Origin of the sequence: Neisseria canis (assembly GCF_900636765.1) — a bacterium.
Classification (GTDB): domain Bacteria; phylum Pseudomonadota; class Gammaproteobacteria; order Burkholderiales; family Neisseriaceae; genus Neisseria; species Neisseria canis.
On the sequence record NZ_LR134313.1, the window covers coordinates 1,606,916 to 1,626,611 of the forward strand.

Here is a 19,696-nt window from a genome sequence, read left to right on the forward strand (position 1 = left end):
AAGGAAATGGTTATGGGCGACAAGCTTCAAAATAGAAATATTCTGATTACCGGCGCATCGCAAGGCATCGGTGCGCAAGTGGCCAAAGCATTTGCAGCCGAAGGCGCAACCGTGATTTTGGTGGCGCGCCACCAGAAAAAAATGGAAAAAGTGTATGACGAAATCGTAGCGGCCGGCCATTGCGAACCTTATGCTGTGTGTTTCGATTTAATGGCGGCGGAAGAGAAAGAATTCGATAATCTGGCCAAAACCATTGCCGACGCCACAGGGGGCAAGCTCGACGGCATCGTACATTGCGCCAGCTATTTTTACGCACTTTCCCCGCTGGATTTCCAAACCGTAGCAGAGTGGGTAAACCAATACCGCATCAATACCGTAGCCCCTATGGGTCTGACCCGTGCTTTTCTGCCGCTGTTGAAACAATCGCCCGACGCTTCCGTGATTTTCGTAGGCGAAAGCCACGGCGAAAAACCGCAAGCCTATTGGGGCGGCTTCGGCGCATCCAAAGCCGCGCTCAACTATTTGTGCAAAGTGGCTGCCGACGAGTGGGAGCGCTTCGACAACCTGCGCGCCAACGTGCTGGTGCCCGGTGCAGTCAACTCACCGCAGCGCATCAAAACCCACCCGGGCGAATCCGCCGTAGAGCGCAAAGAAATCGGCGACATCATGCCCGATTTCGTGTATTGGGCAAGCGGGGAAAGCAGAGGGCGGACGGGCGAAATCGTATATCTGTAACTCCTGTCTGAAAAATGCCTGTCTGAAAGGTTTCAGACAGGCATTTACCTTTGTAACGACTCATGTAAGTGGATTAACTATAACCAATCCACTTACATAATAACGATACTGTCATACTCGAGCTTGACACGAGTATCTCAAACTTCAGTAAATTGAGAAGATACTCGGATCAAGCCCGAGTATGACGAGTGTGCTGTTTTTAAGTTGATTCACTATATAACAAGTGTGCGGTTTTATCGGCAAAGGGCAGCCTGCTAAAGCTGCCCTTTAAGCGTTTTAACCCAAAGCCTTGCGCGCGCCGGCGAACATTCTGTACCAGCCGGAAAGTTCGCTGTTTTGCCAATCGTCGGGATGCCAGCTCATTTGGGCGGTGCGGTAAACGCGTTCGGGGTGCGGCATCATGATGGTGACGCGGCCGTCGGCGTTGGTTACGCCTGCGATGCCTTGCGGCGAGCCGTTGGGGTTGAGCGGGTAGGTTTGGGTAACTGCGCCCAAGCCGTCCACATATTGCAGGGCGATATTGAGGCCGTCTGAAATTTTGCCGCCGATATGGGAGAAATCGGCGCGGCCTTCGCCGTGGCTCACGACTACGGGGAGATGGCTGCCTTGCATTTCGGCCAGAATCAGCGAGGGCGATTTGGGCACGTTGACCATGCTCAGGCGGGCTTCAAACTGCTCGCTTCGGTTGCGTTTGAACTTCGGCCAGCCTTGCGTGCCGGGGATGATTTCCGCCAAGTTGCTCACCATTTGGCAGCCGTTGCACACGCCCAAAGTGAGCGTGTCGCCGCGCTCGAAGAAGGCGCTGAACTGGTCGCGCAATTCGGGATGGAACAGGATGGATTTCGCCCAGCCTTCGCCTGCGCCCAATACGTCGCCGTAGCTGAAACCGCCGCACGCGGCGAGCATGTGGAAGTTAGCCAGTTTCACGCGGCCTGCCATCAAATCGCTCATGTGTACGTCGTAAGCGTCGAAGCCCGCACGGGTAAAGGCGGCGGCCATTTCCACCTGACCGTTCACGCCTTGTTCGCGCAACACGGCGATTTTCGGTTTGACACCGCTCGCGATAAACGGAGCGGCGATGTCTTCTTTAAGGTCGAATTTCAGGTCGGCAAACAGCGCGCTGCGTTGCTTGTCTTCCAGCAGGGCAAATTCGCTGTCGGCGCATTCGGGATTGTCGCGCAGGCGTTGGATTTGGTGGCCGGTTTCTTGCCATGCTTGCTGTAATTTCAGACGGCTTTCGTCGAAAATCACTTCGCTACCGCTGGAGATGTGCAGGATGTCGGTATTGTTGGGCACGGCGATTTCGGACACCGCGTCCAGCAAATCTGCGGTGGAAAAGGCTTGCTGTATTGCTTCGACATCGGCTCGGCGCACTTGCAGCACTGCGCCTAATTCCTCGTTAAACAGCACGGAGAGTGCGTCTGCGTTTTCAGGTAGCCGTACATCCAAGCCGCAACGCCCGGCAAACGCCATTTCCGCCAACGTCGCAAACAGGCCGCCGTCGCTGCGGTCGTGATAAGCCAGCAGTTTATTTTCAGCTACAAGCTGCTGAATCACTTGGTAAAACGCTTTCAGACGGCCTGCTTCGATATCCGGCGCTTCGCCTGCCATATCGTTATACACTTGGCTTAAGGCCGAGCCGCCCATGCGCGCTTTACCGAAGCCCAAATCTACGGCCAGCAATACGCTGTCGGCCGTGTTTTTCAATTCGGGCGTAACGGTTTTGCGCACGTCCTGCACCGGTGCGAAACCGGTAATAATCAGGCTCAACGGCGAAGTTACCGATTTTTGCGCGCCGTTGTCTTTCCACACGGTTTTCATCGACAGCGAATCTTTGCCCACGGGAATGCTGATGCCCAGTTCCTGACAGGCTTGCGACACGGCTTCGACGGTGCGGTAGAGTTTTTCGTCTTCGCCGGCGTTGCCGCAGGCGGCCATCCAGTTGGCGGAAAGTTTGATGTTGCCGATGTCGCCGATATTCACGCCGGCGAGGTTGGTCAGCGTTTCGCCGATGGCCATGCGGCCGGAAGCGGGCGCGTCAAAGAGGGCGACGGTCGGTTTTTCGCCCATGGCCATGGTTTCGCCTTTGTGGGTGTTGAAGCCCATCATGGTGACGGCGGCGTCGGCCACGGGGGTTTGGTAACGCCCCACCATTTGGTCGCGGTGGGTCATGCCGCCGACGCTGCGGTCGCCGATGGTAATCAGGAAGTTTTTGGCGGCCACGGTGGGCAGGCGCAATACGCGGTAGGCGGCTTCTTTCAGGTCGATATGCCCGCCTGAAAACGGTTTTTTCCCACAGGGACTTCCGTCGGTCGCAGACGGCCTTACGGTGTTGTCGCTGCGGGTGGTTTTGGGCGGTTTGCCGAGCAAAACGTTCAGCGGCAAATCAACGGGATGGTTGCCGTACAAATCGTCGCGCACTTGCAGATGGCCGTCGTCGGTGGCGGTGCCGACCACGGCAAACGGGCAGCGTTCGCGCTCGCAGATTTGGCGGAACAAGTCTAAGTGTTCGGGCAAAATCGACAACACATAACGCTCTTGCGCTTCATTACACCAAATCTGCATCGGGCTTAGGCCGTGTTCTTCCAACGGCACGTCGCGCAGCTTAAATATTGCGCCTCGGCCTGCGTCGTTGACCAATTCGGGAAAGGCGTTCGACAAGCCGCCTGCACCGACATCGTGAATGGCAATAATCGGATTGCCTGCGCCCAACTGCCAGCAGCGGTCAATCACTTCCTGTGCGCGGCGTTCGATTTCGGGGTTGCCGCGCTGTACCGAGTTGAAGTCCAAATCGGTGGCGTTGCTGCCGGTATCCATAGACGAAGCCGCGCCGCCCCCGAGCCCGATCAGCATGCCGGGGCCGCCGAGTTGCACCAATAATGCGCCTTCGGGGATTTGGTCTTTATGGGTTTGGCCTGCCTGAATGTTGCCCAAGCCGCCGGCAATCATGATGGGCTTGTGGTAGCCGCGCATTTGGCCTTCGAACTCTTCTTCAAAGGTGCGGAAATAGCCCAAGAGATTGGGACGGCCGAATTCGTTGTTGAACGCCGCGCCGCCGATGGGGCCTTCGATCATGATGTCGAGCGGGCTGCTGATGTGGTCGGGCTTGCCGTAGCCGCCTTCCCACGGTTGTTTGAAATCGGGAATGTTGAGGTTGGACACGGTAAAGCCGGTCAAACCCGCTTTCGGGCGTGCGCCTTTGCCGGTGGCACCTTCGTCGCGGATTTCGCCGCCCGCACCGGTGGCCGCACCCGCGAAAGGTGCGATAGCAGTGGGATGGTTGTGGGTTTCCACTTTCATCAAAATGTGCGTTTCTTCTTCGCTGAAGCGGTAGCCTTGCTGCTCGTCCGCACGCGGGTAGAAACGCTCGATTTTCGCGCCTTCGATGATGGAGGCGTTGTCTTTATAGGCCACAATCGTGCCTTCGGGGTGGGCGTTGTGGGTGTCGCGGATCATGCCGAACAGCGATTTGGGCTGCTTTTCGCCGTTTAAGATGAAGTCGGCATTGAAGATTTTGTGGCGGCAGTGTTCGGAATTGGCCTGCGCGAACATCATCAGTTCGACATCGCTGGGGTTGCGCTGCAAGGCTTGGTAGTTTTCCAGCAGATAGTCGATTTCGTCGGGCGACAATGCCAAGCCCAGTTCGCCGTTGGCTTGTATCAAAGCGTCTTTGCCTTTGCCTAAAACATCAACGGTGGCAAAAGTTTGCGCTTCGGGGTGGGCGAAGAGCTGTGAGGCCGTCTGAAAATCGGGCAGCACGCTTTCGGTCATGCGGTCGTGCAAGAGAGCAGCCCATTGCTGTTTTTGCTCGGCGTTCAGTTCGCCTTTCACCCACACCGCCATGCCGCGCTCGATGCGTTCGATTTCGCCCAAACCGCAGTTGTGCGCGATGTCGGTGGCTTTCGATGCCCACGGCGAAATGGTGCCGATGCGCGGGGTGATTAAAAACAAATGCAGGCTGTTTTCGGCTTCGGGTGTTTTTTCGACACGTTCAGCTTCCAACAAAGCCTGCAATTTCGTTGCGGTTTCGTGGTTCAGCGCGGATTCGCTGCTCACAAAATACCAAAATTCGCTGCTTAATTCTGCTTTCGGCAGGCCGGCGGCCGCAGCTTTTTGCAGGAGTTTTTCGACACGGAAATCAGACAGGGCGGTAACGCCGCGCAAAGGCAATACGACAGACATGTGGCTTTCTCTTAAAATCAGTTCGGAGGTAGGGTAGATTCAGAAAAATGAAGCTGAATTATACGTTGAAAACGCGTTCTCCGCTCGGGAAATTATGCTTTTCCGATGCTGTGGGAATACGGGAAAACAGATTGGATTTGATAGAAAAGCAGGCTGTGTCATAATGCCTGTCTGAAAAACGGAATCCATTATTGGGAAAGGTTGCGGAACTTTGAACGTCAATATGTGGCTGGTTCGGCGCAAGTATAAAATTGTGCGGGTTATGCTGTGGGTGCTTCTCTTGAGTTGGCTGATGTTGGGTGTGAGCATGTATCAAACCGGCAAGGTCGATTGGCAGAGCGCAAAGCTTTATTCGGAGCAGGGCATGGCGGTGTCGCTGGATGAAGAGGGCAAGGAGTTTACTGCTGAAAAAGACGGGCAGACGTTTACGTTTTTCTGCGGTAAGCATTATCCTTTCTGCCAAGCTTTAAGCCGGTATGAAAACCGGCACAACGTGGCGGCCAATCCGCAGCAAAGGCTGCTGGCAGATTTGAAATATTTGGGCGTTAGCGAAGGCAATGTGTTGCTTTCCGCTTCGTTTACCGATGAATTGACGCAGGAGCGCGTTGAACAGGTTTACCCGAAAGCTTTGGTAGACGGGCAGGTGGAGCTGCTGGAAAAGCGGGCGGCCGGTTGGGCGAACGTGTTTTTATACTTGCGCCACATATTGTTTACAGTCTTTTTTCTATTGCTGTTTATCCGGCTTTATATTGCGGTTTTCGAGCGGAAGATTTTGCGTAGAGTGGAAAAAGAGCAAGATTAGCACGGCATTAGCACGGCTGTTTTCAGACAGGCATTTATGATGATTTGAGAAATTTGAGGACACTTATGAAAAAAATCGAAGCCATTATCAAACCTTTTAAATTAGACGATGTGCGTGAAGCGCTGACCGAAGCGGGCATTGCGGGTATGACGGTGAGTGAAGTGAAAGGCTTCGGCCGCCAGAAAGGGCACACGGAAATCTACCGCGGTGCGGAATATGCGGTAGATTTTCTGCCGAAAGTGAAGCTGGAAATCGTGCTGGGCGACGATATGGTGGAACGTGCGGTCGAGGTAATTGTGGAAGCGGCCCGCTCGGGCAAAATCGGCGACGGTAAGATTTTTATTCTGCCTGTTGAAGAAGCCATCCGCATTAGAACCGGTGAAACTTCCGATGCGGCGATTTGACGGTTTTATAGTCAATCCACTTACATGAATAACGATACCGCCATACTCGGGTTAAGCCGTCGTATGACGGAAGTACTGTTTTAAAGTTGATTCACTATATAGCAGTTTGAAGATGAAGAATGCCTGTCTGAAAAGTTTTTCAGACAGGCATTTTAAATTCCGGCGGCGTTTTATTGGGCTTGCTTGATTTTCAAACAAACAAAAAAAGAAGCGCTTTCAAAACGAGGAAAGCGCCTAAACAGAGAGAATACACAATGATAACAACAAAAGAACTTTATACCTGGTTCCAAAGGTTGGGGTTGCCCCCGAAAGCTTTACTTCATACCGAGCTGCATACCGGTATTTGAGAATTGGATTTCTTTAACCACGCTGAATGCTTGGTGTTCGCCGTTAATGGAAACGGGGCGCATGGTTTGTGTTTGCATCCAAGCCACGGCTTGACTGTCGATTGCCTGATTGCCGCTGCTGCGGGTAATGCGGATGTCTTTCAAAGAACCGTCTGTTTGGATGGTCATGCGCACTGCCAGCTTTCCATTGATTTGTGCGTTGGCGGCGGTGATTTCAGAATGTTTTTTGAAAAACTGGATTTCGGCGGCAGAAGCGCTTTGTGTACCAAATAATGCAGCGGCTACTAAAACAGTAGATAAAAATTTGCGGATAGACATGATTTAAAACCCCGTAATTAATAATGTAATGTAAATAAGATTAAATTTATTAAAACCATTGTTCGCTTAGTGAACTTTTGGTTTTTTGTTTTGGTAGGTGTATTGTGCCTATAAATTTGAAATTTTGCAATTGGAAAAAAGTCAAAGAAATTTTACGGGGGCGGTGTGAAACGCGATAAACGGTATGTTGGATGTGGCGCAGATTGGCAGTAGGTGACAATTAATGTCATGTTGGTGTTTTTATTTAAAATAAAATTTAAATAATTTCATTAAAATCATATGATTAAAAATATATTATTATTTCTTGGTGTAAGGAAAAACAGGTGTGTGACAGTTTTTGACACTTTTAAAGTGTCCGAATATCCTAAAATAATACCGAATATTTTTTAATTTAGTGTTGTTTTTATGATTAAAAGTGTGGTTTTTTTGTGAATAAAAAATTTGTATTGGGAAAAATACAGAATATTTTTTGAAGAGGAAGCATAAAAATGCCTGTCTGAACAGTTTCAGACAGGCATTTTACATTGTAAAAATAGTTTGCTCTAAGCAACGATGTTTACGAGCCGGCCAGGAACCACAATCACCTTTTTAGGCGTTTTGCCTTCGGTAAATTTCTGTGCGCCCGGGCTGGCTAAAGCGGCAGCTTCTATTGTTTCTTTAGAAGCATCTGCGGCCACGGTAATTTTATCGCGCAGTTTGCCGTTTACCTGAACCATGATTTCGATTTCCGATTTAACCAACGCGGCTTGGTCGGCTTGCGGCCAGCCGGTTTCCCATAATGACGAACCGGGGCGCAGTTCGCTCCACAAGGCTTCGCAGATGTGCGGCACAATCGGCCACAGCAGGCGGACAACGGCTTCCAACACTTCTTGCGCCACTGCGCGGCCTTGTTCGGACGTGCAATCGGTTTTGTCGTATTGGTTGAGCAATTCCATCACGGCGGCGATGGCGGTGTTGAATTGCAGGCGGCGGCCGTAGTCGTCGCTGACTTTGGCGATGGTGGCGTGCAGTTTGTGGCGCAGGTCTTTCAGCTCTTTGCTTAGGCTGTCGTGGCCGTCTGAAAAGGCGTTGACTGTGCCGCCCCGGTTGATGTATTCAAACACGGTGCGCCACAGGCGGCGCAGGAAGCGGTGTGCGCCTTCTACGCCGGCATCGCTCCATTCGAGCGATTGTTCGGGCGGCGAGGCGAACATCATAAACAAGCGGGCGGTGTCGGCACCGTAGGCTTCGATCAACTCTTGCGGGTCGACGCCGTTGTTTTTCGATTTCGACATTTTTTCCACGCCGCCGATCACAACGGGCAGGCCGTCTGAACGCAATACGGCGGATACGGGGCGGCCTTTGTCGTCGGTTTGCACTTCCACTTCGGCGGGGTTAAACCATTGTTTTTTGCCGCTTTCGGTTTCGCGGTAGTAAGTGGCTTGTAGCACCATGCCTTGCGTGAGCAGGCTGGCGAAGGGTTCTTTCACCGGTACGATGCCTTCTTCGTTCATCAGTTTGGTGAAGAAGCGGGCGTATAAGAGGTGCAGGATGGCGTGTTCGATGCCGCCGATGTATTGGTCGGCCTGCTGCCAGTATCGGGCGGCTTCGGGGGCAACCATGCCGTCTGAAAACTGGGGCGACATGTAACGGAACTGATACCAGCTCGATTCCATAAAGGTATCCATGGTATCGGTTTCGCGTTTGGCCGGACTGCCGCAGTGCGGGCAGGTGGTTTCGTAGAACTCGGGCATTTTGGCCAAGGGCGAACCGCTGCCGTCGGGTACAACGTCTTCGGGCAGCACCACGGGCAACTGGTCGGCCGGCACGGGCACGTCGCCGCAGCTTTCGCAATGGATAATCGGAATCGGGCAGCCCCAGTAGCGTTGGCGCGAAATGCCCCAGTCGCGCAGGCGGTATTGGGTTTTCGGCGCGCCGGCGTTTAGGGATTGCAGTTTGGCGGAAGTGGCATCAAAGGCCGTCTGAAAATCCATGCCGTCGAATTCACCGCTGTTGATCAGACGGGTGTTTTCTTTGTCGCCGTACCAATCCTGCCATTCGTTCGGATTGTAGGCAGGTTGTTCCAAAGTGGATTCGACAACTTGTTTAATCGGCAGCTGGTATTTGTTGGCGAACTCGAAATCGCGCTCGTCGTGGCCGGGCACGGCCATTACCGCGCCGTCGCCGTAGCCCCACAATACATAGTTGGCAATCCACACTTCCAGCTTGTCGCCGCCCAGCGGATTAATCACATAGCGGCCTGTCGGCACGCCTTTTTTCTCCATCGTCGCCATGTCGGCCTCGGCCACGCTGCCTGATTTGCATTCGGCGATAAACGCTTGAAGTTCGGGCTTGTCGGCTGCGGCGGCGGTGGCCAGCGGATGCTCGGCGGCCACGGCAACGTAGGTTACGCCCAGCAAGGTGTCGGGGCGGGTAGTGTACACCTGCAAGTATTCGGCGTAGTCGCCTTCCAAACCTTGTTTGCTGCCGCTGTCCAACGCAAAACGCACTTGTACGCCGCGCGATTTGCCGATCCAGTTGCGCTGCATGGTTTTGACTTGTTCCGGCCAGTTGAGGCCGTCCAAATCACTCAAAAGCTGCTCGGCGTAATCGGTGATTTTGAAGTAATACATGGGGATTTCGCGTTTTTCGATTAACGCGCCCGAACGCCAACCGCGACCGTCGATCACTTGCTCGTTGGCCAATACGGTTTGATCGACCGGATCCCAGTTTACCGTGCCGTTTTTGCGGTAAATCACGCCTTTTTCAAACAGTTTGGTAAACAGAAGCTGCTCCCAGCGGTAGTATTCGGGGGTGCAGGTAGCCAGTTCGCGCTCCCAATCAAACGCAAAACCCAAGCTTTTCAGCTGCTTGCGCATGTAGGCAATGTTTTCGTAAGTCCATTTGGCGGGGGCGACTTGGCGGTCGATGGCGGCGTTTTCGGCGGGCATGCCGAAAGCGTCCCAGCCCATCGGTTGCAGCACGTTGAAGCCGTTGAGCAGTTTGTAGCGGCTTAACACGTCGCCGATGGTGTAGTTGCGTACATGCCCCATGTGCAGTCTGCCGCTGGGGTAGGGGAACATGGAAAGGCAGTAGTATTTGGGTTTGGAAGCGTCTTCGGACGCGTTGAAAATGCGTGCGTTTTCCCATTTGCTTTGGGAAGCGGGTTCGATTTGGGAGGGGTTGTAATGTTCTTGCATGACTTTATTCAGAGGCGGATAAAAATAACCCTTAATTATACTCTGTTATTGAATGGTGTTGGGAAAAGCCATGCCTGTCTGAAAATGAATATTGAGTTTTCTCAATTAATAATAATTATTAATTATATATTAATAATATAAAGAGTATACTTAAACTCAATTCGTGAGAATTGTTCAAGCGGTTGATTGAATGGTGCAAAATCGGTTTGATGCTGTTTGAAGCAATAATAAAACTTGATGGTTGTCGTATTTTTACATAAGAGAGGATAGGTTTATGTCTGTTGTGGCTTTGTCGAACCTGGCTAAAGGCAGCCGGGTGCAGATTGATTCTATTGTGCCCAATAAGGCTTTCGGGGAGTTGGATCCTTTGGTTAGCCGCCGTTTGGCCGATTTGGGGTTTTCTTCCGGTATGGCGTTGGAAGTGATTGCCGTCGGCGGGTGGGGCAAAGGGCCTTATGCCGTGCGTTTGGGTAATCAGTCGCAATTTTCCTTGCGTAAGGCTGAAGCCAATAAAATTCTCTGTCGCGCTATATAACCAATAATATTTTCAGACAGGCATTCTTTATATTAAAGAATGTTGAAATGAGAGGAATACACAAATGGATTTAAGTTATTTTGCATTGGTCGGTGCGCCCAATTGCGGTAAAACCGTTTTGTTTAACGGTTTGACAGGCTCAAACGCTAAAGTGGCCAATTATCCGGGGGTAACGGTTGACAGGCGCGAAGGTGTGTTTGTGGATGACCAAACCATCCATATTATTGATTTGCCGGGCACTTACAGCCTGCGGACAACCAGTTTGGACGAAGCGGTGGCGCGCGATATGGTGTTGGGTAAGCTCGGCCAGAAAATGGACGGGATTATTGCGGTTGCCGATGCGACCAATTTGCGCATGACTTTGCGCATGATTTTGGAGTTGAAAACCTTAGGGTTGCCTATGGCGGTGTCGTTGAATATGAGCGACGTGGCGCGTGCGAGGGGCTTGAAAATCAATGCGGCTAAGTTGGGCGAGCTGCTGGGTGTGCCAGTGTTGGAAACGGTGGCGGTCAGCAGGGAAGGGATACGCGGTGTGCGCGAAGCCGTCCGCAAGCTGCCCCATTACGGCAAGCAGCTGGATGCCGATGCGGCATTGAAAGCGCTGGAAGCTTTAGACAGTAATCAATTATATGCCGAAGTGGAAAATATTCTCGAGCAGGTGGTGGAAACGAAAATGACCCTGCCTTCGTGGCACCGGAGTTTGGATAATCTGGTGCTGCATCCTGTTTGGGGCGTGATTCTGCTTTTGGTTATTTTATTGTTGGTGTTCCAAGCTGTTTATTCTTGGTCTGCGCCGATTATGGATTCGATTGAAGGTGCGTTCGGGGCGCTGGGGGAATGGGTGGCAACGGTGATGCCTGCCGGAGTGTTGCAGGATTTGCTGGTTAACGGTGTGATTGCCGGTGTGGGCAGCGTGTTGGTGTTTTTGCCGCAGATTACGATTTTGTTTGCCTTTATTCTGCTTTTGGAAGATTCGGGTTATCTGCCGCGCGCCGCTTTTTTGCTGGATAACATGTTGGCGAAAACGGGCTTGTCGGGCAGGGCGTTTATTCCTCTGCTTTCGAGCTTTGCGTGTGCGGTGCCTGCCGTGATGTCGGCAAGAACGATTCAAGACCCGCGCGAGCGTTTGGTAACGATTGCCATCGCGCCTATGCTTACTTGCTCTGCGCGTTTGCCCGTGTATGCGCTGATTATTGCGGCATTGATTCCCGAAAAAACCGTGTGGAGTGTGTTTAACCTGCAAGGTTTGACCTTGTTCGGGCTGTATGTGGCCGGTATCGCGTCGGCGGGGTTGACTGCGTTTGTGATGAAATGGTTGGCACGCCGCAAAGGCGGTGTGCAGCAGTTTCCTTTGTTGATGGAGCTGCCGACCTACCGTATGCCTAATTTCAAGCACATTATGGTCAGTCTGTGGGACAGGGTGTGGGCGTTCTTAAAACGCGCCGGTACGATTATTTTCGCTTTGAGCGTGGTTTTGTGGGTTTTGGTAAGTTTTCCCGCGCCGCCGGAAGGTGCGACCGGTGCGCCGATCGATTACAGCTTTGCCGGCACCATCGGCCATTGGATCCAACCGATTTTTGCACCTTTGGGTTTTACTTGGCAGATGTGTATCGCCATGATTCCGGGTATTGCCGCGCGTGAAGTGGTGGTGGCCGCTTTGGGTACGGTTTATGCCGTGGAAGCAAATGCATCAGAAGATGCTGTACAAAACGCCTTGATTCCGATTGTGAACGAAAGCTGGGGCTTGCCGACTGCATTTGCTTTCTTGGCTTGGTATGTTTATGCGCCGATGTGTATGGCTACTTTGGCCGTGATTAAGCGCGAAACCAAATCGGCGAAACAAACTTGGATGATTACGGCCTATCTGTTTGTCCTAGCTTATGTGTTTGCTTTTATTGTGTATCAAATCAGCTCGAGGATGATGTGATGGAACAATATATTATTGTTGGCTTGATTGTCGGCGCATGCGCGGTGTATCTGTTGCGCAAGTTTGTATTTAAACCGAAGTCCGCCAAAAGCGCTGCGTGCGGCGGTTGCGACCGTTGCGGAGGCAAACAGGGCGGTTGCCATTAGCAGTTTGGAAGGGCCGGCGGAAAGCGGTAGGGAACGCATTTTCCGCCGCCCCAAGCAAGCGTTTTTATGGCATAATCCGCATGTATCGTTATGGAACCCGACTTCATATCCAGCATGAAATTTCGGTTTCACAACTGTATTTTTCAGACAGGCATTTGTTTTGAATGCCTGTCTGAAAATGTGTCCAACCCATGCCGCATGCCTGTCTGAAACCCTAACCATATGTTTTGCAATCCAGTATATATGGTTAGTGTTTTAGCGGCGGCGGCTTTAAGCAAATAAGGAAACCCTATGTTTAACAAGCATGTTAAATCGTTTCAATACGGTAACCAAACCGTTACTTTGGAAACCGGCGAAGTAGCGCGCCAGGCCGCCGCCGCAGTAAAAGTGTCTATGGGCGATACTGTGGTGCTGGTAGCGGTAACAACCAATAAAGACGTTAAAGAAGGTCAAGACTTCTTTCCGCTGACCGTCGATTATTTAGAGCGCACTTATGCTGCCGGCAAAATTCCGGGCGGTTTTTTCAAACGCGAAGGCAAGCAAAGCGAGAAAGAAATTCTCACCAGCCGCTTGATCGACCGCCCGATCCGCCCGCTGTTCCCGGAAGGCTTTTACCACGACATCCAAATCGTAGCGATGGTGGTGTCTATCGACCCTGAAATCGATTCCGACATTCCCGCCATGATCGGCGCGTCTGCTGCGCTGGTGTTGAGCGGCGTACCGTTTGCCGGCCCGATTGGCGCGGCGCGAGTGGGCTATGCCGGCGGCCAATATCTGCTGAACCCGACCAAAACCGAGCTGGAAACTTCCCAAATGGATTTGGTGGTGGCCGGTACGGCCAAAGCCGTTTTGATGGTGGAATCAGAAGCGCAAGTACTGCCTGAAGACGTGATGTTGGGCGCAGTGGTTTACGGCCATGAGCAAATGCAGGTGGTGATTGATGCCATCAACGAATTTGCCGATGAAGTGAACCCCGAAGTGTGGGATTGGAAAGCGCCGGAAACCGATACCGAGCTGGTTGCCAAAATCCGCGGTATTGCCGGCGGCACCATCGGCGAGGCCTTCAAAATCCGTCAAAAACAAGCGCGCACGGCGAAGCTGGACGAAGCGTGGAGCGCGGTAAAAGAGTCTTTGATTACCGAAGAAACCGACACGCTCACCGCCAACCAAATCAAAGGCATTTTCAAACAATTGGAAGCCGATGTGGTGCGCGGCCAGATTTTGGACGGCCAACCGCGTATCGACGGCCGCGACACCCGCACCGTGCGCCCGATTAATATTCAGACAGGCGTATTGCCGCGCACGCACGGTTCCGCCCTGTTTACCCGCGGCGAAACCCAAGCGCTTGCCGTGGCCACTTTAGGCACCTCGCGCGACGAGCAAATCATCGACGCTTTGAGCGGCGAATACACCGACCGCTTTATGCTGCACTACAACTTCCCGCCATACTCTACCGGCGAAGTGGGTCGCATGGGCGCACCTAAACGCCGCGAAATCGGCCATGGCCGCTTGGCTAAGCGCGCTTTGGTTGCCGTGTTGCCTGAGCCTGAAGAGTTCAGCTACACCATGCGCGTGGTATCGGAGATTACCGAATCCAACGGTTCGTCTTCCATGGCTTCCGTGTGCGGCGGCTGTTTGAGCCTGCTGTCTGCCGGCGTGCCGCTGAAAGCACACGTTGCCGGCATCGCCATGGGCTTGATTTTGGAAAATAATAAATTCGCCGTATTGACCGATATTCTGGGCGACGAAGACCACTTGGGCGATATGGACTTCAAAGTGGCCGGTACCACCGAGGGCGTAACCGCGCTGCAAATGGACATTAAGATTCAAGGCATTACCAAAGAAATCATGCAGATTGCCTTAGAGCAGGCCAAAGAAGCGCGTCTGCACATCTTGGCGCAAATGAAAGAAGCCGTAGACGGCCCGCAAGAGCTGTCGCAACACGCGCCGCGCCTGTTCACCATGAAAATCAACCCCGATAAAATCCGCGATGTTATCGGCAAAGGCGGCGAAACCATCCGCGCCATCACGGCCGAAACCGGCACCGAAATCAATATCGACGACGACGGCACCGTAACCATCGCAGCAGTTGCAGGCGAAGCGGGCGAAGCCGCCAAGCGCCGCATCGAAGAAATTACTGCGGAAGTGGAAGTGGGCAAAGTGTATGAAGGCACCGTGTTGAAAATTTTGGAAAACAACGTCGGCGCCATCGTATCCGTAATGCCGGGCAAAGACGGCTTGGTGCATGTGAGCCAAATCGCACACGAGCGCGTGAACAATGTGGCCGATTATCTGAAAGTGGGCCAAACCGTGAATGTGAAAGCGCTGGAAGTGGACGACCGCGGCCGCGTACGCTTGTCGATCAAAGCGTTATTGGAAGCACCTGCCCGCGAACCGCGCGAGCAGCAACCGAAAGACTAACCGGCTTTTAAGGGTTAGAGTTAATCAATTTAAAATAGCATGCCCGAGTATAACGGTATCGTTATTATGTAAGAGGATTGACTTAAATAAATGCCTGTCTCAAACGTTTCAGACAGGCATTTTTTGCAGCCGGGTTTTTGCAATGTTCGGGTGAATCACAAGTATGCGGTGGCGTTGGTTTCGCTCCTATTCATGCTTTTCTTTTGGTTATGCTGATAATTTGTTAAAATTTCCCTTTTCTTTAGTTAACTAAATTACATTCGCACAAGGCGCGGTAACGCACAGTAAAATTTGGTCGATTGACTGCATTGTTGCAAACAGCCGGTATGTTTTAGGGAAAATGTATGAAAAAAATTGCAGTATTGGTCTTGGCCGCATTAGTTTTAGCCGCGTGTAACGGCGAGAAAAAACCGCCTGCGGCACCGAAAAGCGATGCGGTCGGCAAGCCGGTGAAGCACGTGGCGAAAGACAGGCCGTTTTTCAACGAAACAACGCACAGCCCTGAGGTAGTGGGGTTTAACGCGAATGCGAATGTGCAGAAATTCATTGAATACGAAGCGGCCAAGCAGCGTTTGAGCAGGGAAGAGTTGCAGGACTTTTTCAATGCTGTTGTGCATCGCGGCAACATCATCAATATCATGAACAGGCCGGGTACGTCGCGCCCGTGGTATGAATTTAAACAGAGTAATTCCGGCGCTGCGAAAGTCAGCGGCGGGCAGCAGTTTTATGCGGCAAACCGCAGCGTAATCGATAAAATCGCGAGTGAATACGGCGTGCCTGCCGAGTTGATTGTGGCGATTGTGGGTATTGAAACCAATTATGGCGCCAACAAGGGCAGTATCCGCGTGGCGGATGCTTTGGCAACCTTGGCGTTCGATTATCCGCGCCGCGGCGAGTTTTTTCAGCAAGAGCTGGCCGAATTTCTGGTGATGGCCAAAGAAGAGCAGCGTGATCCGTTGAGCTTTACCGGCAGCTTTGCCGGAGCGATGGGAATGCCGCAGTTTATGCCTTCCAGCTTCCGCAAATGGGCGGTGGATTATGATAAAGACGGTCGCCGCGATATTTGGTATAACGTGGCGGATGTGGCGGCATCGGTTGCCAATTATATGAAAGTACACGGCTGGAAGAGCGGCGGCAGAATGGTGGTGCCGGTTTCGCTGGAGATTAATCCGCAACTGCAAGCTGTGATTGACGAGAAAACGTCGCTGAAATATACCGTGGGCGAGCTGAAGAAAATGGGGGTAACGCCGTTGGAGCCTGTGGCCGATTCGGAAAAAGCGGTGCTCTACCGTTTGGAAATTTCGCCGGGTGTGTTTGATTATTATATCGGCTTAAACAATTTTTATGCGGTTTGGCAATATAACCACAGCCGAATGTATGTAACTTCCGTGCGCGATATTGCAAACGGATTGGGTGCCGGCGGTTTGTAAGCAAGGTTTATTATGAGAATGCCTGTCTGAAAAATAGCTTTTCAGACAGGCATTCGTTTTTTCAGCTTTGGGGCTACTGCTATGCGGTTTCAGCAGGTTGGCCGTGCTTGATGGGCAGGCGGATTTTTACCAGCAAACCGCTGGGGTTGATGGTGGAATGGTGCAGGCTGATGTTGCCTCCTTGGCGTTCGACCAATGTTTTGGCGATGGATAAGCCGAGGCCGGAGCCTTCCGTGTCGCTGCCGAGAATGCGGTAAAACGGGTCGAATACGCGATTGCGTTCGTCGGGGGAAATGCCGGGGCCGCTGTCTTCCACTTCAAAAATACATTCCTGATTTTTCGCCCGTATGCGCAAATCCGCGCGGCCTCCGGGCGGAGTGTAGTTGATGGCGTTGTCGGCAAAGGTTTTCAGCAGGGTGTAAAGTTCGGTTTCGTTGCAGGCAAGCATCACGTCTTGTTCGCCGTCGATACCGAAATCAATATCGCGCGCTTCGGCAAGCGGATAGAGGTCCTGCACGATACGTTCGCAGATTTTGCGGGCGGACAGGGTTTTGTTGAGTGCTTTGTGGTCGTCTTGCTGCGCTCTGGCCATGGCGAGCAGCTGCTCGAGCAAATGGCGGTTGCGGCGGATGCCTTCGCGCAGCGTGTTGATCTGCTCGACGGTTTCGGGAGGTAAGTCGCGCTGGGACAACCTTTCGGCCTGAAGTGAAAGCGCGGTCATGGGTGAGCGCAGTTCGTGTGCGGCATCGGCGATAAACCTTTGCTGCCGCTGGATGTTTTCTTTGGTTCGGTCAAACAGGCGGTTGATGGCCTTGATAAAACCGGTAATTTCAATCGGAATGTTTTGATCGGGCAGGGGAGAGAGATCGTTATCGTTTCGCCAGGCAAGGCTTTCAGACAGGCTTTTAACCGGTTTCAGGCTGCTGCGAACGGCAATAAAAGTGAGCAGGGCCAAGATAGGAATCAGCAGCAGAATCGGCCAAATCACCAGGCTGGCGCTGGTAAGGGCGGTGTCTTTACGCAAATCGTCTTCCTGTAAAAGAGCCAGCCGTTGGCCGTTTTTGTGTTGGTGGATGTAAACGCGGTATTGCTCTTTGCGGTATTCGATATTATGGAAACCATCGCCCAAACCGCCAGGCATGGGGATGTCGCCTATGCGGGGCCGGTCTATGTTTTGGATGATGATTCTTACGTCGTCATCGATATGGTTGTTGATGGGGTAGTCGGATACGGCGGCAAAGGCGGCTGTTTGCTCCAGCAATTCGTCTTGCAGGTCGCCTGCTTCGTAATAGACGGCAATAAATGCGGTAATGCCAGCTGCAACGGCAGCCAGCACTACTGTGGCGGTAAGCCAGAAAATCAGGCGCAGTTGCAGGGACGGGAATTGTTTCATGTTTGCGGAATGAAAGCGGGTTTAGGGTTGTGCCGCTTTAACGGCTTTGAGCAGAGTTTGCCCTTGGGCATTGCGGATTTCGAGCTGCTGTCCGTTGATTCGGTAGGATGCGGCGCCTTCGACAACGGCAGACAGACTACGGTCTAACGTCATCAGGGATTGTTCGCAGGCTTTCAAAGTCATCATCGGATCTGTAAACTGGATTTTGCCGTTATGTTCCCGGTATCGGCCGGAAATATTGTTGCAGCCGCCTTCGGTGTGAAATCTGTGTTCTCTTTGGTTGAACTCTATTGTAGTAGGGTATTCGGGGCGGATCTCTTCGACTTGTTGAATTTGCCAAACACCTGTTAGGGAGCTTTTCTGCATGGGTGTGGCGCAGGCTGTGGTCAGGCAGATTGCGGTAAGGACTGCAAAGACTTTGTTCATTTTTTTCCTCGATTTAAATTGGCGGGTTTCAGACAGGCATGGAATAGGGCGTCAAGTGGGCGGTTTCGGCACCAGCCAACCTACGCCGCGCACGTTTTTGATGCTGTCGGCACCCAGTTTCTTGCGCAGCGCGTGAATCAGGTAATCAATGGCGTTGCTTTCCACCTCTTCGCCCCAGCCGTAGATTTTATCTTCCAGGCTGGTGCGCGACAATATCATGCCGGGATGTTGCATCAGTGCATAGAAAATAGCGAATTCACGGTTGCTGAGGATAACGGTTTCTCCGCTTCCGAGATGGCGGGCCTGATAAGTGGCCGGATTGAGCGACCAAATACCGTTGTCAAGCTCAGTGCTGGCCGATCCGCTCTGCCGCCGCAGCACCGCACGCATCCGGGCGAGAAGCTCGCTCATGTCGAAAGGTTTGATAACATAGTCGTCAGCACCGCCGTCTAGGCCGCGTAAGCGGCTGTCGATGTCGTCGCGGGCAGTCAGAATGATAACCGGCACTTGGTTGTCGGAAGCACGCAGTTCGGCCAATACATCCAGGCCGTCTTTTTTGGGCAGACCCAAATCCAGCAGCACCAAATCGTATTTTTGGGCATTGAGCGAGCTTAATGCCAGTATGCCGTTTTTTGCCCAATCTACCGTATAGCGTGCATCTTTCAGGCTGCCCGACACCGCTTCTCCGATCATGGTATCGTCTTCAACCAACAGGATGCGCATATTAGAAGCCCGCTTGTTTTTCCAAGTGTTCAACCAAGCCTTCATCGAGATTTAATGCTTGTGAAAGCTGGGAAAGAAACACGATTTCTTTGCGTGCCAAATCGCCGCACACCATACGGGCGGCCAAGTAGGCTTCGGCAGCCAGAGCCGGGTTGGTGCCGATGTCGCGTGCAATATCGGCGGGGCTGGCGGGGCGGGTAACTTCGCTGGCAATCCATTGTTGGGTTTCGGCATCATCGCCTACTTCACTGTGAATCAGTTGGCGCTCTGCATCGTCGATTAGGCCGTCGGCGGCGGCGGCGGCAATCATGGTGCGCAAAATCACGCGGCTTGCATTTTCGGCGGCGATGCCGGCGGGCGCGAATTCGGTTTGCTCTAAGGCTGGTGCGGCGGCGCTTTGCGTGTTTTGATTGTTTTGCCAGCTTTGGTAGGCATGATAGGCCAAAGCGCCCAGTGCAGCCATCGAACCGGCCTGTACGAGGGTTTTGGTGTTTTTCTTTTTTAATAATGAGGAAACTAAGCCGAGTGCGGCGGCGCTGCCTCCGATTTTGGCCAATGTTCCTTTGTTTCCTGAAAGGATATTGCCTGCCTGACCGGCGTTTTTTTGTACGGAACCTAAAACTTGATTGAGCAGATTGTTGAAATTCATCGTGTTTCCTTTTTGAAATTGGGCCAAATGTAGCTTGAATAATATAATGCCGATTGTTTGAATCACAATACTTTATATA

Annotated in this window: 15 protein-coding genes; 8 read left to right on the top strand and 7 right to left on the bottom strand. The window is 52.4% G+C overall.

What is annotated here, in order from left to right:
• Nucleotides 1–6 precede the first annotated feature (6 nt).
• Nucleotides 7–735, top strand: coding sequence for an SDR family oxidoreductase (locus EL143_RS07555; RefSeq protein WP_372338548.1), 729 nt, complete (start codon nucleotides 7–9; stop codon nucleotides 733–735).
• Between the two features lie 276 nt (nucleotides 736–1,011).
• On the opposite strand, the gene purL is transcribed toward EL143_RS07555, so the two are convergent.
• A complete protein-coding gene (gene purL, locus EL143_RS07560) occupies nucleotides 1,012–4,917 on the bottom strand; it encodes a phosphoribosylformylglycinamidine synthase (protein ID WP_085415537.1) in 3,906 nt (1,301 codons plus the stop codon).
• Between the two features lie 280 nt (nucleotides 4,918–5,197).
• Between purL and EL143_RS07565 the strand changes: the two genes are divergently transcribed.
• Both EL143_RS07565 and EL143_RS07570 read left to right on the top strand, forming a co-directional pair.
• The gene (locus tag EL143_RS07565) at nucleotides 5,198–5,719 is read left to right on the top strand and encodes a hypothetical protein (protein ID WP_126326690.1); all 522 of its coding nucleotides are present in this window, start codon (nucleotides 5,198–5,200) and stop codon (nucleotides 5,717–5,719) included.
• A 65-nt stretch (nucleotides 5,720–5,784) separates the two neighbouring features.
• A complete protein-coding gene (locus tag EL143_RS07570; RefSeq protein WP_009117157.1) occupies nucleotides 5,785–6,123 on the top strand; it encodes a P-II family nitrogen regulator in 339 nt (112 codons plus the stop codon).
• Nucleotides 6,124–6,437: 314 nt separating this feature from the next.
• Here EL143_RS07570 and EL143_RS07575 read toward each other — a convergent pair whose 3' ends face one another.
• Nucleotides 6,438–6,788 (bottom strand): energy transducer TonB, encoded by a 351-nt coding sequence (locus EL143_RS07575; RefSeq protein ID WP_085415535.1) that lies wholly within the window; start codon nucleotides 6,786–6,788, stop codon nucleotides 6,438–6,440.
• A gap of 542 nt (nucleotides 6,789–7,330) precedes the next feature.
• Nucleotides 7,331–9,967, bottom strand: a complete 2,637-nt coding sequence (leuS, locus tag EL143_RS07580; RefSeq protein WP_085415534.1) for a leucine--tRNA ligase — start codon at nucleotides 9,965–9,967, stop codon at nucleotides 7,331–7,333.
• A 274-nt stretch (nucleotides 9,968–10,241) separates the two neighbouring features.
• On the opposite strand from leuS, the gene EL143_RS07585 reads away from it, so the two are divergent.
• The 5 genes from EL143_RS07585 to mltB all read left to right on the top strand — a co-directional run bounded on the left by EL143_RS07585 (nucleotide 10,242) and on the right by mltB (nucleotide 16,426).
• Nucleotides 10,242–10,502, top strand: coding sequence for a FeoA family protein (locus EL143_RS07585; RefSeq protein ID WP_085415533.1), 261 nt, complete (start codon nucleotides 10,242–10,244; stop codon nucleotides 10,500–10,502).
• A gap of 64 nt (nucleotides 10,503–10,566) precedes the next feature.
• A complete protein-coding gene (gene feoB / locus EL143_RS07590) occupies nucleotides 10,567–12,429 on the top strand; it encodes a ferrous iron transporter B (protein ID WP_085415532.1) in 1,863 nt (620 codons plus the stop codon).
• Complete coding sequence (locus tag EL143_RS07595) at nucleotides 12,429–12,575, top strand: FeoB-associated Cys-rich membrane protein (protein WP_085415531.1); 147 nt, start codon at nucleotides 12,429–12,431, stop codon at nucleotides 12,573–12,575. Before feoB ends, EL143_RS07595 begins: the two co-directional genes overlap by 1 nt.
• Before the next feature lie 291 nt (nucleotides 12,576–12,866).
• Entirely contained in the window at nucleotides 12,867–14,996 is a 2,130-nt protein-coding gene (gene pnp / locus EL143_RS07600) for a polyribonucleotide nucleotidyltransferase (protein WP_085415530.1), read from the top strand.
• 344 nt (nucleotides 14,997–15,340) lie between these two features.
• A complete protein-coding gene (gene mltB, locus EL143_RS07605) occupies nucleotides 15,341–16,426 on the top strand; it encodes a lytic murein transglycosylase B (RefSeq protein WP_085415529.1) in 1,086 nt (361 codons plus the stop codon).
• Between the two features lie 79 nt (nucleotides 16,427–16,505).
• Here mltB and EL143_RS07610 read toward each other — a convergent pair whose 3' ends face one another.
• The 4 genes from EL143_RS07610 to EL143_RS07625 are packed head-to-tail and all read right to left on the bottom strand — an operon-like array spanning nucleotide 16,506 to nucleotide 19,617.
• Nucleotides 16,506–17,819 carry a sensor histidine kinase gene (locus tag EL143_RS07610; protein ID WP_085415528.1) on the bottom strand — a complete coding sequence of 438 codons (1,314 nt, stop codon included), beginning with the start codon at nucleotides 17,817–17,819 and terminating at the stop codon, nucleotides 16,506–16,508.
• A 21-nt stretch (nucleotides 17,820–17,840) separates the two neighbouring features.
• Nucleotides 17,841–18,245 (bottom strand): META domain-containing protein, encoded by a 405-nt coding sequence (locus EL143_RS07615; RefSeq protein ID WP_085415527.1) that lies wholly within the window; start codon nucleotides 18,243–18,245, stop codon nucleotides 17,841–17,843.
• Between the two features lie 51 nt (nucleotides 18,246–18,296).
• A complete protein-coding gene (locus EL143_RS07620) occupies nucleotides 18,297–18,968 on the bottom strand; it encodes a response regulator transcription factor (protein WP_085415526.1) in 672 nt (223 codons plus the stop codon).
• A gap of 1 nt (nucleotide 18,969) precedes the next feature.
• Nucleotides 18,970–19,617, bottom strand: coding sequence for a tellurite resistance TerB family protein (locus tag EL143_RS07625; protein ID WP_085415525.1), 648 nt, complete (start codon nucleotides 19,615–19,617; stop codon nucleotides 18,970–18,972).
• Nucleotides 19,618–19,696: the final 79 nt, after the last annotated feature.